The organism is Parasphingorhabdus sp. NYA22, from assembly GCF_976973735.1.
On sequence record NZ_OZ333477.1, the window covers coordinates 2,278,013 to 2,293,487 of the forward strand.

Annotated in this window: 12 protein-coding genes and 1 tRNA gene; 5 read left to right on the top strand and 8 right to left on the bottom strand. The window is 56.8% G+C overall.

Annotated features, from left to right (window positions below):
* Nucleotides 1–159 precede the first annotated feature (159 nt).
* The 3 genes from ACWFTY_RS10995 to ACWFTY_RS11005 form a co-directional block, all read right to left on the bottom strand.
* Complete coding sequence (locus ACWFTY_RS10995) at nt 160–2,715, bottom strand: TonB-dependent receptor (protein ID WP_447524268.1); 2,556 nt, start codon at nt 2,713–2,715, stop codon at nt 160–162.
* Nucleotides 2,716–2,914: 199 nt separating this feature from the next.
* Nucleotides 2,915–2,999 (bottom strand) — tRNA-Leu (locus ACWFTY_RS11000).
* Nucleotides 3,000–3,102: 103 nt separating this feature from the next.
* Nucleotides 3,103–3,864 (bottom strand): prepilin peptidase, encoded by a 762-nt coding sequence (locus ACWFTY_RS11005; protein ID WP_447524269.1) that lies wholly within the window; start codon nt 3,862–3,864, stop codon nt 3,103–3,105.
* Nucleotides 3,865–4,014: 150 nt separating this feature from the next.
* Between ACWFTY_RS11005 and ACWFTY_RS11010 the strand changes: the two genes are divergently transcribed.
* Nucleotides 4,015–5,205: an acetyl-CoA C-acyltransferase gene (locus ACWFTY_RS11010; protein ID WP_447524270.1), complete on the top strand. Its 1,191-nt coding sequence runs from the start codon at nt 4,015–4,017 to the stop codon at nt 5,203–5,205.
* Here the strand turns inward: ACWFTY_RS11010 and ACWFTY_RS11015 are convergent, their stop codons facing one another.
* Nucleotides 5,206–5,682 carry an SH3 domain-containing protein gene (locus tag ACWFTY_RS11015; protein ID WP_447524271.1) on the bottom strand — a complete coding sequence of 159 codons (477 nt, stop codon included), beginning with the start codon at nt 5,680–5,682 and terminating at the stop codon, nt 5,206–5,208. It lies immediately after the preceding gene.
* 110 nt (nt 5,683–5,792) lie between these two features.
* On the opposite strand from ACWFTY_RS11015, the gene ACWFTY_RS11020 reads away from it, so the two are divergent.
* Both ACWFTY_RS11020 and ACWFTY_RS11025 read left to right on the top strand, forming a co-directional pair.
* The gene (locus ACWFTY_RS11020; RefSeq protein ID WP_447524272.1) at nt 5,793–6,791 is read left to right on the top strand and encodes a 2-hydroxyacid dehydrogenase; all 999 of its coding nucleotides are present in this window, start codon (nt 5,793–5,795) and stop codon (nt 6,789–6,791) included.
* A 100-nt stretch (nt 6,792–6,891) separates the two neighbouring features.
* A complete protein-coding gene (locus tag ACWFTY_RS11025) occupies nt 6,892–8,211 on the top strand; it encodes an ammonium transporter (RefSeq protein WP_447524273.1) in 1,320 nt (439 codons plus the stop codon).
* Between the two features lie 198 nt (nt 8,212–8,409).
* Here the strand turns inward: ACWFTY_RS11025 and ACWFTY_RS11030 are convergent, their stop codons facing one another.
* The 4 genes from ACWFTY_RS11030 to ACWFTY_RS11045 all read right to left on the bottom strand — a co-directional run bounded on the left by ACWFTY_RS11030 (nt 8,410) and on the right by ACWFTY_RS11045 (nt 12,391).
* Nucleotides 8,410–8,865, bottom strand: coding sequence for a GNAT family N-acetyltransferase (locus tag ACWFTY_RS11030; RefSeq protein WP_447524274.1), 456 nt, complete (start codon nt 8,863–8,865; stop codon nt 8,410–8,412).
* A 1-nt stretch (nt 8,866) separates the two neighbouring features.
* On the bottom strand, nt 8,867–10,270 hold the full coding sequence (locus tag ACWFTY_RS11035) for an NAD(P)H-dependent flavin oxidoreductase (protein WP_447524275.1): 1,404 nt from the start codon (nt 10,268–10,270) through the stop codon (nt 8,867–8,869).
* Nucleotides 10,271–10,350: 80 nt separating this feature from the next.
* Nucleotides 10,351–11,496, bottom strand: coding sequence for a glycosyltransferase (locus ACWFTY_RS11040; protein WP_447524276.1), 1,146 nt, complete (start codon nt 11,494–11,496; stop codon nt 10,351–10,353).
* 31 nt (nt 11,497–11,527) lie between these two features.
* On the bottom strand, nt 11,528–12,391 hold the full coding sequence (locus tag ACWFTY_RS11045; RefSeq protein ID WP_447524277.1) for an alpha/beta fold hydrolase: 864 nt from the start codon (nt 12,389–12,391) through the stop codon (nt 11,528–11,530).
* Nucleotides 12,392–12,451: 60 nt separating this feature from the next.
* Here ACWFTY_RS11045 and ACWFTY_RS11050 point away from each other — a divergent pair, with 60 nt between their 5' ends.
* Together ACWFTY_RS11050 and astD are read left to right on the top strand one after the other, a co-directional pair.
* Nucleotides 12,452–13,852 carry a protein adenylyltransferase SelO family protein gene (locus ACWFTY_RS11050; protein WP_447524278.1) on the top strand — a complete coding sequence of 467 codons (1,401 nt, stop codon included), beginning with the start codon at nt 12,452–12,454 and terminating at the stop codon, nt 13,850–13,852.
* Nucleotides 13,853–13,989: 137 nt separating this feature from the next.
* Nucleotides 13,990–15,417 carry a succinylglutamate-semialdehyde dehydrogenase gene (gene astD / locus ACWFTY_RS11055; protein WP_447524279.1) on the top strand — a complete coding sequence of 476 codons (1,428 nt, stop codon included), beginning with the start codon at nt 13,990–13,992 and terminating at the stop codon, nt 15,415–15,417.
* The last annotated feature ends 58 nt before the right edge of the window (nt 15,418–15,475 follow it).

Here is a 15,475-nt window from a genome sequence, read left to right on the forward strand (position 1 = left end):
ACATTCAACTAATCGCGTGATTAAGTCCAGACGGAAATATAAAAAATGCACCAGCTCATTACATTTTTGCACCAGATCGGGGCAATTTGATGCAATTTGGATACAAAAAAGCCCTGCCAGTTTCCTGACAGGGCCTGTTTTTGTAATTTTAGTTCAAGTTTAGAATTTGAACCGGACGACACCACCATATGTACGGGGCGCACTTGGATAACCCAAAACCGTTCCTGATTGCGCGACGCCATCGAATACAGTCGTGAGGAACTGGTCGTTGAGCAGGTTACGAACATAGGCACCGACTTCAAGGCCATTTTCAAGCTTGAGCGTCATCGAGCCATTGACCAGATTGACCTCGCGATCAAAAATCTGGGTGTTGCCCAATGCAGCGTTGAATGTCGGCAATCCGTTGTTGATCGCCGTGTTGCTTTCATGATTGTAATCAATACGCGTGATCAGCATATTCCCGCTGGCGCCGAATTCGTGCGAATAGGTCGCAGAAGTCGAAATGGCGAACTCGGGGATACCGCCCGGGGTTTGGCCGCTCAGGTCGCCCAGGACACTACCCGGGAAATCGTCATACAATGGATCCAGATAGGTCATTGCAAAGGTGAACACCAAACCTTCGGCCGGGTTGATATTACTATCAAACTCGAAGCCTTTGACCGATTGCTGACCCGCATTTTGCAATGCAAAGCCGGTGCCGGTGAAAGCAAGGCTCTGGAAGCCTTTGATGGTCTGGTCGAACAATGCGAGGTTGAAGCCGAAGCCTTCCCACTGACCCTTGACACCAACTTCATAGACGGTGGCATTTTCTGGTCCTGCAAAGCGCGAGCCGCTTCTCAGATTTGGCACAGCCAGGCCGGCGTCCAGGATCGGTGACGAAGGCGCAGCGAAAGTCGATCCACCCGGGCCCGCGATATAGTCGGTGCTCGAAGGCCGGCTGTCACGCGACAGGTTAACCGAACTCGCCTTGAAGCCTGTTGCATAGCTACCGTAGATATTCACCTGGTCCGAGATCGCATAGGATGCGCGCAGCAGATAGGTAAACTTGTCATCACGGGTCTTGCCGTCTTCGACAGCGTTCGGGATGGTCACGAAAGGAGGCTGGAACTGGAAAGCATCCAGGCCGAACAGCGGGTTCGCAGCCGACTGTGCTGCAGCGAGCAGAGCCGCCTGGTTAGCCGCCGGCAGCGCCTGGAACTGTTCGCGCGTGGTAACCGTTCCGCTGGTTGCACCTACGATAAACGCATCGACCAGATTGATCTGACCCAATGGATCAAAGCTTTGCTGTGCGAGTGCGAAGTCCTTCTTGTCATCGGTGTAGTTGAAGCCACCGGTGAAGACGAGGCCGTCAATCGGTTCAAAATCAACGGTACCGAAGATCGAATAGGACGTATTATCCATCGAGAACTGCTCGGATGTGAGCAGCGGTGTGAGGAAGATCGATTCCTGCGGCAGGCCAAGACCGGCTTCAACCGCATTGAATACGCTCGGGTTGCCCGCGAGGACATCAGCCGGGTTTCCACCTGCCAGTAGCTCAAAGAAGTCACGGATTTGGCTACCGTTTTCGATCTGGCTTTTCTGCGAGATGCTTTCGTCGAAATAATAGCCGCCGAGCAAGAAGTTGACCGGACCGTCAAAGTCCGATGCAACGCGGAATTCCTGGGTAAACGTCTTTACCTTCTGGTTGCGGGTTTCGTTCGCAACATCCAGGCTGCTGTAATCGATGTCCGAAACGAACAGGTTCTTCAGCTCCCGGTAGGAAGAGATCGAGGTGAAAGACAGCGGGCCAGTGTCATAATCGACCTGGATCGAGCCGCCGTAATTGTCGACTTTGTTGATCGGAACCTGATTGAGATACGCATCATAGCTGTAACGATCTGTCGAGAATTCGCCACCAAGCAACTGGATCGCTCCGGCGGTTGGTCCGGCGAGAACTGTCGTAACCTGACAGCAAATCTCGTCAATCCGCGAATAATCACCAATCGCACGAATCGTCAAATCCGATGTTGGCTCGATCAGAAGCTGGCCACGAGCAGCCCAGCGGTTACGGTCATTCTGCTCTTCGTTCAGATTGACAATCTTGGCATAACCGTCGCGGCGGTTGTAGCTACCGTCGACCGAGAAGGCGATATTGTCTGTTATCGGGCCGGTAATATCGGCCTTGAGAACAACATTATTGTAATTGCCGTAAACAGCTTCAACCGCTCCGCCAAACTGGAATTGCGGTTCGCGTGTAACCACCGAAATCACGCCGGCAGAAGCATTCTTGCCGAACAGGGTCGATTGTGGGCCGTTCAGCACTTCGATGCGCTGGACGTTGGGAAGATCTGACAGAGCCGCAGCCGAACGCGAACGGAACACGCCGTCAATGAATACGCCAACGGAGGGCTCGATGCCGAAATTGTTATCGCCGTTACCAAAGCCGCGAATGATGAAAGTGGATGCTGATGAAGTCTGGAGCTGGCTGACACGCAGCGAAGGAGCAACAGATTGCAGGTCGAGCACGTCACGTATCTGCGCATTTTCAAGCGTTTCGCCGGTTGTCACCGAAACCGAAATCGGTGTTTCCTGCAATGTGGTTTCGCGCTTGGAAGCGGTGACAATGATTACATTACTGTCAAAGGTTTCTTCCTCCTGAACATCCTGTGCATAGGCAGGCGATGCTGCCATAACGCCGCCAAGAGCAGTAGCGGCTAAAAATTTAGCGATTTTCATGTGTTTCTCCTGCGCTCCGGCCTTTTGCCGTGAGCATGAAATAAAATGGAGCGGACCGTCCATTTATGCCTCGGTCCCCTCGTTCAAATCGCATGGATAGTCCAGCATATTGAGGCCAGGAAAGACTGCATTACTGCCGATTATTGCAGAAATCCAAATATCGTTGCAACTAAGTCACAAATATTTGAGTTTCCGGGAATGGTGCCCCTGGCCCGACTCGAACGGGCACTCCTTGCGGAACTGCATTTTGAGTGCAGCGCGTCTACCAATTCCACCACAGGGGCTCTTTGGCTGCGTCATTTGACGATCAGCGAAATCGAGGCTCTGTTAGCGAAGAGACTTTGCGCTGGCAACGGCTTTTTCCAGTGACGCTGCAACACCGGCAAATCAATATGGAAAGCCGGTGCCGCTCGCCTGGAAAAGCCAGAGCGGAAAAGCGGCGATCGCCATCAGACTGCCGAGCGGTAGCATGGTTTCCTTGTCGACACCGGTTCCGCGCAACCGCCACGATAGCGCAACCAACAACCCGACGGCGCTTGCGCCGAGGATCACGAACGGCAGCGCCTGCCAGCCAAGCCAGCAGCCGATAGCACCCAGCATCTTCGGATCACCGCCACCGAGGCCGTCCCGCTTTCTGATGCTCTTATATATGGCGGCTATAATGGCGAGAGAGATAAATCCGGCAAGGCCGCCGATCAACCGGTCTTGCAACGATGGATCCGCAAACAGCAGGCTGGCCGCCATTCCGGATATAGCAAGTACCGCCGTCAAACGATCGGGCAACCAGTGATGCTTTACGTCTAGCGCGGCGAGCGTCAGCAAAAGCCAGCCGAAGAGCGCGCCCGCCAGCCCTTCCAAACCGGGCGCGGCAAACAGGGCAAGACCGCCAATCAGCGCAGCGGCCAGTTCTATTGCCAGGTGATCCGGCGCGATTTCCGCTCCGCATCGACGACATTTTCCTGCCTGGAGAATGAAGCTCACCACCGGGACCAATTCCCAGGCACGCAACTGGTGCCCGCAATGGTCACAGGAAGACCGACCGCCGACCACCGAACGGTCTTCCGGCCATCTCAATATCAATGTCGCCAGAAAGCTCCCGATGATCAGGCCGACAAGCAAACCGGCAATAGGTACAAGATAAGCGGGCAACGGGCACTCCAAGGACGATTTCACGGGTCGATTGGCACGGCCAGCCCGGGCATTCAATGACGCAATTGAAAAACCGGTTGGCCGCGCCTATGTCCTCTCCAAGAATCGCGCTTGCTCTTGGCGGCGCATCAAACCCAGAAAGGCCCACCCATGTCCAATTCCGATCCGATCGTCATTCTTTCCTATGCCCGCACGCCGATGGGCGGAATGCTGGGCGCATTGAGTGAAGTCAGCGCATCCCATCTCGGTGCTGTCGCGGTCAAGGCTGCGGTCGAACGCGCTGGCGTTGCTGGCGCGGATGTCGAACGCATCTATATGGGCAACGTCCTCTCCGCTGGCCAGGGCCAGGCCCCTGCCCGTCAGGCAGCGATTTTTGCCGGCTTGCCGCAATCGGTCGAAGCAACCACGGTCAACAAGATGTGCGGTTCCGGCATGCAGGCCGCGATCATGGGCGCAGAAGCGCTGGCAGCGGGTTCGATCGACATGATCGTCGCCGGCGGCATGGAAAGCATGACCAACGCTCCTTATCTCCTGCCCAAGATGCGCAGCGGCGCACGCCTCGGTCACACCGAAGCCAAGGACCATATGTTCCTCGACGGTCTCGAAGATGCCTATGAGCCGGGTCGGGCGATGGGCAGCTTTGCCGAAGAAACCGTCAGCGAATATCAGCTGACCCGGGAAGCACAGGACAACTTTTCAATCGAGTCCCTTGCGCGTGCCAAAGCCGCTGTTGAAGGCGACGCCTTTGATGACGAGGTCGTCGCGGTCGAAGTCAAAACCCGCAAGGGCAGCGTCACGGTCGACAAGGACGAACAGCCGCTCAAGGGCAATCCCGACAAGATTCCCCAGCTTCGCGCAGCCTTTGTCAAAGACGGAACGATCACGGCAGCCAATGCATCCTCTATCTCGGACGGCGCTGCAGCGATGGTGCTCACCCGGGCCAGCGTCGCAGAAGCCAAAGGCCTTAAGCCCGTTGCCCGGATCGTCGGCCATGCCGCCCATGCCCACGCCCCGTCGAAATTTACCACGGCTCCGGTGAGCGCGATCAAGAAGCTGCTCGACAAGACCGGCTGGTCGGTTGACGATGTTGATCTCTGGGAAGTGAACGAAGCCTTCGCCTGCGTCGCCATGTTTGCGATGCAGGATATTGGCATCAGCCACGACAAGATGAACGTCAATGGCGGCGCAACCGCTCTGGGTCATCCGATCGGTGCCAGCGGAGCCCGGATCATGGTGACTTTGGTTGCGGCATTGAAAAAGCGGGGCCTGAAAAAAGGCGTTGCCGCCTTGTGCATCGGTGGCGGAGAAGCGACAGCAGTGGCGATCGAACTGATCGACTGATCATTTCAGCGGTTCATCGCCCCATACATCGGTCATGCTGATATATCCCTGACGGCCGGTAACGTCGAACAGGCACCAACCCTCTTCACACTGGGTCAGACTACCGACGACGCCTGGTTCGGCCTGCCAGATGACCTTTGCATTGGCATCGGGAAAAGCGCGCATGGCGACCGGTTTGCCGCTGGTCGCCAGCACCAGACCGGTGCGGGATGCGCTGAGCAGGCGCGCGTGCATCCAGCCTTGGGTGCCTTCATGATCCTCGACCTTGCGCCAGGCCTTGTAGCGGGCGAGAATCTTTATCGGCAGCTTCTCGCGCTTGTATATCCACATCGTCGGATATTCGGTACTCGGGCCGGTGCGCATCCGCGCCTCGGGTTCGTCGATCGATGCCCAATAGGGCGGCTCCTGTTGCGCCGCAGCGGGCGATGACAGGGACAGGCCCGAAATCGCAACAAGCATGAAAGCCGAAATACGCATGATGATTGGTTACTCGTCCCCAGATTGATCAAAGCATAGCCCGAAAGCCATGTCCGCTTCAAGCGCCGCCTGCTTGACCTGAACCAAAATTCAGGCATAGCGCTTGGTCTATGCCAGACTCACCAGCCATCTCGAATCCCCGTGTCATCATCACCCGCGAATTGGCGGACTCCAATCAGAATCGCATGTGCGAACTATTTGATGCGGTGCCCAACCTTAGCGACAAACCCTTTTCCCGTGACGACCTGATTGCGGCAATGGCGGATTGCGATGTTCTGGTGCCGACGGTGACCGATCATATCGACGCGGAAATGATTGCCAATGCCCCGGACCGGCTCCGGCTGATTGCCAGCTTTGGCGCCGGTGTCGATCATATCGATCTTGCCGCCGCACGCGCGAAAAAGATTCTGGTGACCAACACCCCGGGTGTCTTCACCGAGGATACCGCAGACATGACCATGGCATTGATCCTTTCGGCGCCGCGCCGGCTTTCGGACGGCGAAAAGCTGATGCGCAGCGGGCAATGGGAAGGCTGGAAGCCGTCCGGTATGCTCGGTCACTGTATCGGCGGAAAAAAGCTCGGCATTATCGGCATGGGCCGCATTGGCCAGGCGGTTGCACGTCGTGCCTCCGGTTTTGGCTTGTCGATTGTCTATCACAACCGCCGTCAGTTGCCGCCTGCTGTCGAAGAATCCCTGCGCGCCAGTTTTGTCGCAGATCTCGACGAGCTGGTTCGCGAGTGTGATATCATCTCGCTCCACTGCCCGCATACCGCGGAAACCCATGAAATGATCAATGCCGAGCGGATCGGCATGATGAAACCCTCCACCTATCTGATCAACACCGCGCGCGGTGATCTGGTGAACGAGGATGCGTTGATCGATGCGCTGCAAAATGAGCGGATCGGCGGTGCCGGCCTCGACGTTTACCAGAATGAACCCGCCATCGATCCGCGTTTTCTGACCCTCAAAAATACGGTGCTTCTGCCGCATATGGGCAGCGCAACCTTCGAGGGACGCGAGGCTTCCGGCGAACGGGTGATCACCAATATCCGTGTGTGGGCAGACGGCCATCGCCCGCCGGATCAGGTACTCGACGGCTGGATTTGAGCTTTCCGTTGAGTCGCCACGCGGTCTCGACTAGAAATTCGGCGCACTCTGATTCGCAACGGCGAACAGACATAATATAATTATAGCTGCGGGGATCATCATGAAATATCCAGTCAAATCCATTGGTTTGCTGCTAGCGGCCGGATGGGCGGCCTCTCCGCTCCATGCGCAGCTAGCCATCGACCCCGCAATTGCTGCCGATGCGGCAAATAGCGGCGACACAGCCTGGATATTGACTTCCAGCGCCCTTGTCCTGCTGATGACCCTGCCCGGTCTGGCGCTGTTCTATGGTGGCCTGGTTCGCTCGAAGAATTTTCTGTCAGTGTTGATCCAGTGCATGGCCGTGGTCGGCATCTGTTCGGTGCTCTGGATTGTCATCGGCTATTCGCTGGCTTTTGGTCCGGTAACCAACGGATTTCTCGGCAACGGCTTCAACGCGATGCTGAACAATCTGGGCAATGTCCGGGAAGCAACCGCGATACCCGAATCCGCATTTGTCATGTTCCAGCTGACCTTCGCCGTGATCACGCCCGCACTGATGATCGGTGCATGGGTTGAACGCGCGCGCTTCGGCTGGGTGATTGCTTTTTGCGGCCTCTGGCTGCTCGTGGTCTATGCTCCGGTTACCCATTGGGTCTGGGGCGGCGGCTGGCTGAGCAATCTCGGAGTGCTCGACTTTGCCGGCGGTATCGTCGTTCACACCACTGCCGGCGTATCGGCTCTGGTTGTAGCGATCATGCTCGGCAAGCGCATGGGCTGGCCGAAAACATTGATGCTGCCGCATAGCCCTGCCCTGACCGTTGTCGGGGCAGCAATGCTCTGGGTCGGCTGGTTCGGTTTCAACGGCGGCTCCGCACTGACCGCGACCGACGATGCGTCCTCGGCGATCATCAACACCCATATTGCGGCTTCCATGGCTGCTCTGGTCTGGATCCTGATCGAGAAATTCAAGGTCGGTAAATCGACCGCTGTTGGCGTCGCTACCGGCGCCATTGCCGGGCTGGCGACAATCACTCCGGCGGCTGGCTATGTCGGTCCCGGCGCGTCGATCATCATCGGCGCGGCCGCTGCGATCGTCTGCTTCTTCGCCGTCGGTCTGGTGAAGAACGGCTTCAAGATTGACGACAGTCTGGACGTGTTCGCGGTTCACGGTGTCGGCGGGATGCTTGGCAGCCTGATGCTGGCGCTCTTCATCTCCGACAGCTTCGGCGGCACCGGTTATGCAGACGGCATGGCCTTCGGCAGCCAGTTCGTCGCCCAGCTTATCGGCGTTGGCGCGGTTGCCATCTGGTCTGCGGTCGCCACGGCAATCCTTGGTTTTGGCATCAGCTATATCCTGCCGATGCGGGTCAGCGAGGATGACGAACGCGATGGTCTGGATATTTCCAACCATGGCGAACGGGCGTGGGATCTCGATTGATTGGAACAGCTTCTCCCTTGTGGGAGAAGGATATGAAGCCTTATGAGCGAAGCGAATTAGGCGCAGTTGGATGAGGGTGCTCTGCTCTCGTGGAACAGGTAAACCCTCACCCAGCTTCGACTAGGCAGCAAGCTGCCAAGTCTGCGCATACTTCTCCCTTGAGGGAGAAGGTTTGTCGGTCAGCGATCAGATTATATATCAGAGATCCAGATGCAGAAACTGGTTGAATGCGGTCGGCTTATAGCCACCAAATGGTTCGCCATTTTCAAATCCCCGTTTCCGATACAGGGTCAGCGCGGCTTCAAATTCCGCGCCCGAGCCGGTCTCCAGACTCAAACGACGATAGCCGCGCTCATTCGCGACAGCGACAATATGATCGAGAAGAGCCAGGCCCACGCCTTTACGAAGATGCCGCGGGTCGGTGCGCATCGACTTGATTTCACCTGTCGATGACGAAAGCTGCTTGAGCGCGCCAACGCCCATCAATTCTGCTTCATCCCAGGCCGTCCACACCGATACATCGCGCTCCAGCAATCCGCTCAAGTCGAGCGCATAGACGCTATCCGGAGGCGAGTTTTCCTGCATCCCGGCGAGATGCGCGGCCAGGAGGTCCTGAACCAGCTGGCCGCTCAGATCGTCGAGCCGGATATCCAATTCAGTCGCCAGTCAAAATGCGATCCACCAGCTGCTTCACCGTCGGTACAAAGCCGTTGGAATAGAATGGATCGGTACCAAAATTGAAAGCGCCATGGCCGGCAAACATCAGATGTTCCTCAACCGGCGCGCCATGGACGATTTCCTGCAGGCTTTTCTGGATACAGAAACTGCGCGGATCGGCAAGCCGTCCGGTGCTCCAATTATCATGGTCTTTCCAGGCCGAGAAACCGCAATGCGACAGGCATCCCATGCAGTCGGCCTGATCCTTGCGAATCATCTTCGACTCTTCCGGCGTGGCAAAGACCAGAGTATTGTCCGGCGTCTTCATCGCCATGGTAAAGCCGAGACCGTCCCATTCGCGCGCACGGAGCAGGTCGTTGCGGGTAACCCAGAAATTCTTGCCCTTGATACCGACGTCGAGCTGATGGGTATGTTCACCGGCTTTCTCTGTCGAATAGGGAATCTGCCGCTCCGATCGCGCTTCCAGACTGCGCAAGAATTCATTGCGCACCGCGGAACTGTAGAAACCGGTCGGCGAGAATTTGTGCAGCAGGATATCGCCTTCCTTGATCTTGGTCAGCTCGCTCTTCCAGCTTTCCGGAATCGGGCTTTCCTTGGTCAGCAAGGGCCTTGTGCCGAACTGGAAAGCAATCTGCCCCAGCTCTTCACTGTCGATCCAGTCTTGCCAGTCGCGCAAGTGCCAGACACCGCCAGCCATGATGATCGGAACACTGTCGGCTATGCCTTCAGCACGCATCGTGTCGCGCAGAGCCTTGACGCGCGGATAGGGGTCTTCCGGTTTTCTTGGATCTTCCGCGTTGGACAGGCCGTTGTGACCGCCCGCCAGCCATGGATCTTCGTAGACCACCGCTGCCATCAGTTCCGGAACCTTTTTATAGGCCCGCTTCCATAGCGCGCGGAAGGCGCGGGCGGAGCTGATAATCGGCAGATAATTTACGTTATATTGCTGGGCAATTTCGGACAGCTTGTAGGGCATGCCTGCACCGCAGGTAACACCGGCGATCATGCCTTTGGTCTGTTCGAGCACGCCTTCCAGCACTTGCTGCGCGCCGCCCATTTCCCAAAGGACGTTGATATTGATCGCGCCCTTGCCGCCCGAAATCTCATAGGCCTGCTTGACCTGTGTAACCGCACCGTCGATCGCATATTGGATCAGTTCCTGATGCCGCTCTTCGCGTTTCCGGCCATGATAGATTTGCGGGATGACATTGCCATGTTCGTCATAGCTGTCTGCATTGACTGCCGAAACCGTACCAATGCCGCCGGCAGCAGCCCAGGCTCCCGAACTGGCGTGATTGGTGGCAGCGACGCCTTTTCCACCCTCGATCAACGGCCATACTTCCTGACCGTTATACTGGATAGGTTTTAAGCCCTTGAACAATGAATTCTCCTCTATTCCCCAAATGCCGATATAGACGGCAGCGCATCAAAATGCTCGAAAAAACTCTGTTATGAAACTCGTTATTTAGCCGAACCGAAATTCGCGCGTCCCAGCGCCTGACCGTAAAGCAGTCCGTAGCGGGCCAGCATCTTGCTCTCGTTATATTCTGCCTGCGCCTTGAGCCGGTTCTGCATGCCCAGATCTTCGCGCAATTGCTGATGCTGGACCAGCGTCGTCAGCGATTCGAAAAACTTGTTCTCGTCACCGAGCGGTTTGATGAAACCCTGATTGGCCTGCGACACCATTGACTTGATATCGCCGACATCGGTCGCTGCGACCGGCAAGCCGGCGGCCATTGCCTCGATCAGTGAAATCGGAAATTGTTCGCTGTCGGAGGACAGGGCAAAAATGTCGAACAGACCGATATAGCGCGCCGGGTCCGCCAGAAATCCGGGCATCAACAAGCGATCCGCTAGACCCAGACGCTGTGCCTCGGCGAGTATCTTGTCCTTCTCCGGCCCTTCGCCGACGATTACTAGCCGGACATTATCACCCGCTGCAGCACAGGCCCGCACCAGTCGCGGCAGGTTCTTGATCGCGCGGAGTCCGGCCACGGTTCCGACAACAACCTCGCCTTCACGCCGGGTGAAGCCGGGCAAAGCACCGCGTTGCGTTTTTTTCTCGAAACGCTTCACATCGATACCGTTCGGAATGCGATGGATTTTCTGCTCTGGCTGTTTCCAGACGTCCTCGGCGATCCGAACCAGACTTTCCGACGGTACGACCAGCGCCCGGGCTGCCCCGAGCGCGAATTTGCGAAACAGGTTCCGTTTCCAGTTAAGCTTTTTCTGCTCGTCCTCGTTAAACCCGTCTTCATGATGGATCAGCGGCGGCAGACCTTCGATCCGGGAGAATAAAGTCCGCGCCATCACGCCGTCCATCGATCCCCAGTTATAGGACAATATCAGATCGAACTGGCGGAAATAGGTGACGAACGCGCGATAGCGCTTCAGCGACGGCTTTCCCGCAAGCGACGGTGCATCCGTCGGGAAAGCCACCTTGATCCTGGGATCGATGGCATCGCGAGCGGACAGGCTGTCTGCCTGTGCCGATAATATCACATGTTCCGCAGCCGCACCGAAATGGTTCATCAGCCGGACCGCGCGCGCTTCCTTGCCGCCCAGATTGAACGTGCTGTGCAGATGCAAAATCCTGGCTGGTTTCATGTAGTTCTGGTGCCCGGCTGTCTAAAATTAATCAGTCGATGCGGTGGAGCAATTGGTTGATCGCGTCAAGCGAGGCCGGCTCCTCGAGCGTCGGAGCGTGGCCGACGCGCGGGACCGTGACCAGATCGGCCTTGTCCAGTTTGTCGAGCATTTTGCGGGCAACCCGTTCGCTGAACAGGTCCGATAGCTCGCCGCGTAAGATCAGAGTCGGAATATCCTGCATATTCTCCAGCGCGTTCCACAAGGCACCGCTGCCGCCACCCTTGCTGTCGAAGGGTTCGGCGATCTTCATGTCATAATCCAGCTTGATCCGGCCAGAACTGTTCATCCGGTAGACTTTCTTGGCGAACTCGATCCAGTCCTTCAGCGTGAAATCCGGGAAAATATCAGCGCTATTTTCCGCCATATCGCGCCCGGCATGGGCCCAGGTGTCAAAGCTTCTTCCCTGTCCGACATGGTCGGCAATCCGGTCGAGGCCTTTCTGGTCCAGTTCCGGGCCGATGTCGTTCAACAACGCGCCGGCAACACGTTCGGGGTACATTTTGGCCATGACCATCGTGACCACACCACCCAACGACGTGCCAAAGAATATAGCTTTCGATATCTTCTGCTCGTCCATCAGCATGATGATGTCGGAGACATATTGTTTCGGATTATAGGTGCTGCTTTCTTTGGCATATTCGCTCAAACCACGGCCACGCAGATCCAGCATGAGGATCCGGCGCCCGCCGCTGAACCCCGCACCGAGATGATCGAAGTCGCGCGCATTGCGGGTCAAACCCGGGATGCAGATCACCGGCGTTTTATCGCTATCGGAGGGATAATCGCGGGCGTGCAGTTTCAGCCCGTCATCGGCTTCCCAATAGATATCCTGATAAGAATTTTCTTCGCTCATCCTGCCCCTCGCCTCGTCTTGCCACTTGCTGCGCAACCGATTAGCCGCCACTGTAAAAAAATGCCATACAAACCGCAACCAGAACCCCGCAAGGCCGACTATCAAGCCGATGTCCAGATCACCCGATTGGGAGAAAAGATCGGCGATCCCGTCGCTGCCGCCAATTTTCCCGAACATATCCTGCGGTTCAGAAATGACCGGTGGGACAAGAGCGTCGGGCTGGATGGTCTGGACGAGCAACAATGGCTCGACCATTTCGGCAAGTTCCGGCCACTGCCAGACAATCTCGATCCGCCACTGGCGCTGCGCTATCATGGTCACCAGTTCCGCAATTACAATCCCGAAATCGGCGATGGCCGGGGATTTCTGTTCGCGCAGCTTCGTGATCATGAAAATAGGCTGATGGATCTGGGCACAAAAGGCTCGGGCACAACGCCGTGGAGCCGGACCGGTGATGGCCGGCTAACGCTGAAGGGGGCAGTCCGCGAAATTCTCGCAACGGAAATGCTCGAAGCGCTCGGTGTCAACACCTCGAAAACTTTTTCGGTGGTCGAGACCGGCGAGAAACTGATGCGCGGCGACGAGCCCTCCCCCACGCGATCGGCGGTGATGACCAGATTGAGCCATAGCCATATCCGGATCGGGGCGTTCCAGCGCATTGCCTATGAGAAGAATGAAGAACTCATGCGCGCGCTGGTCGATTATTGCCTCGCGAATTATTATGGCGGCGCGCAGACCGATGACCCTGCCACGGAATTATTCGCCAGAACTGCGCAGGAAGTCGCCAAGCTGGCGGGTGCCTATATGACCGTCGGCTTCGTCCACGGCGTGCTCAACACCGACAATATCAATGTCACCGGCGAAAGCTTTGACTATGGCCCGTGGCGCTTCACGCCATATTGGGAGCCCGGTTTCACCGCCGCCTATTTCGATCATGAAGGGCTTTATTGTTTCGGTAGACAACCGGAAGCGCTGCACTGGAATCTGGCCCAATTTGCCAGCGCCCTGCGGCTGATTTCCGATAGCGATCCGCTCGTCGCTACGCTGGAAACGTTCCCCAAGGCCTATGGCACTGCTTTTACCGAGCATTTCTGCTGGCGGCTTGGCGTCAAATCCGAGGGTTTTGAAAGCGACCGCGATCTGGTTGTCGCCGCGGAAATGGGTCTGGCACAAAAAACCATCCAGATTGACCAGTTTTTCTTTGATTGGGGGAAAAGCGAACATCTGGCCCGACCAGAAGATAAGTCACCCGAATTTGCCGAATTTCGGACCTTGATCGCCGATCGCGCACGCACACGACAGCCCTCCAGCGAATATTGGCAGAAACCGGAACCTTGTTCGATGCATATCGAGGAGGTTGAATCGATCTGGGACGCCATTGCCGACGATGATAATTGGGCACCACTTTCGGAAAAGGTCAATGATATCCGTGCGATGGGGGCTGCTCTGCGCAATGGGTGACCGATGTTCCAAAACCTGATGGCGTTCCGAAAGAATTCATCATGGGGGCGCTAAGTCTTCAAGCCCTATGGTCTATCGCGAGAGATGTGCCATATATGGTTTATTGTAGAACTAATGCGTAGAAAACAGAGGCCAATTTGAGCGACCTGATATCAATCGAACCAGCAACCGGAGCGACCCTCTGGACCGGCACCAGTGGAGACGCTGATGCTGCCGTGAACAGTGCGCGCGAAGCATGGCCAGGCTGGGCTGCCACTGCGCTGGTCAAACGAATCGAAGCGGTCCGGCGCTACGCCAATCGCATCCGCGCCGGTAGTGATGAACTGGCCGAGCTGATCTCCCGCGAAACCGGCAAGCCGCTTTGGGAATCCCGGACGGAAGTCGAATCCGTCATCAACAAGGTCGATATTTCGGTCAGGGCCTTTGCCGACCGCACCCCGCAACGCCAGTTACCGAGCCAGCCCAATATGCGCGCTGCCTTGCGCCACAAGCCGCATGGCGTTCTTGCCGTACTCGGCCCCTATAATTTTCCCGCCCATCTGCCCAATGGCCATATTGTTCCGGCGCTGATTGCCGGCAATACGATTGTCTTCAAGCCTTCAGAGAAGACGCCGGCCGTCGGACAATATATGGTGGATGCGTTCGCAAAGGCGGGAATGCCCGCAGGCGTCGTCAATATATTGCACGGTGGCCCGGCGACCGGCAAGCAACTGACCGCGAATGAAGGGCTGGACGGTGTGTTGTTCACCGGCTCAGCTAGGACCGGTATCGCGCTCAACCGCCAGTTTTCATCCCGGCCAGACAAGATATTGGCTTTGGAAATGGGTGGCAATAATCCGATCATTGCCTGGGACACCAACGATATCCATAGCGCCGCCGTCCTGATCGTGCAGTCGGCCTTTCTCAGCGCCGGCCAGCGTTGCTCGGCGGCGAGCCGGTTGATCGTCAAAGACGAGCTTTACGACCGTATCATCAAGGAAGTGAAGCGGATCACTGATCGCCTGATCATCGATGAACCCTTTGCCTCGCCTGCCCCGTTCATGGGGCCGGTGATCGACAATGAAACGGCCGATGGCCTTACCGAAAGCTTCCTCGCCCTGATGAGCCACGGCGGCAAGCCGATCAAACATATGGCGAGACCGGTTGCGGGTCGCCCTTTTCTGACGCCCGGGATCATCGATGTCACAGAGCTCGAGGAACGTCCGGATATCGAACTATTCGGACCGATCCTGCAGGTTGTTCGCGTCGCGGACTTCGAACAAGCCATCGCCGAAGCCAATAACACCCGCTACGGCCTGTCCTCTGCGCTTATCGGCGGAACCGCTCAACATTATGACCAATTCTGGTCGAGCAGCCGCGCCGGTATCGTCAACTGGAATAAAATGACCGTCGGCGCCTCGTCCGAAGCCCCCTTTGGCGGGATCGGCCTATCGGGCAATCATCGGCCCAGCGCTTATTATGCCGCCGATTATTGCGCCTATCCGGTCGTTTCGATGGAGGCGGAACAAGCCAGAGCAAGGATCGGCATTGGCATGAAGGACGAAAACACAGCCGAAGAAGAATAACCGCCATCCGCGAAATAGCTGAGCTTAGGCGTCCCCAAAAACTTCTGTTTTGAACATC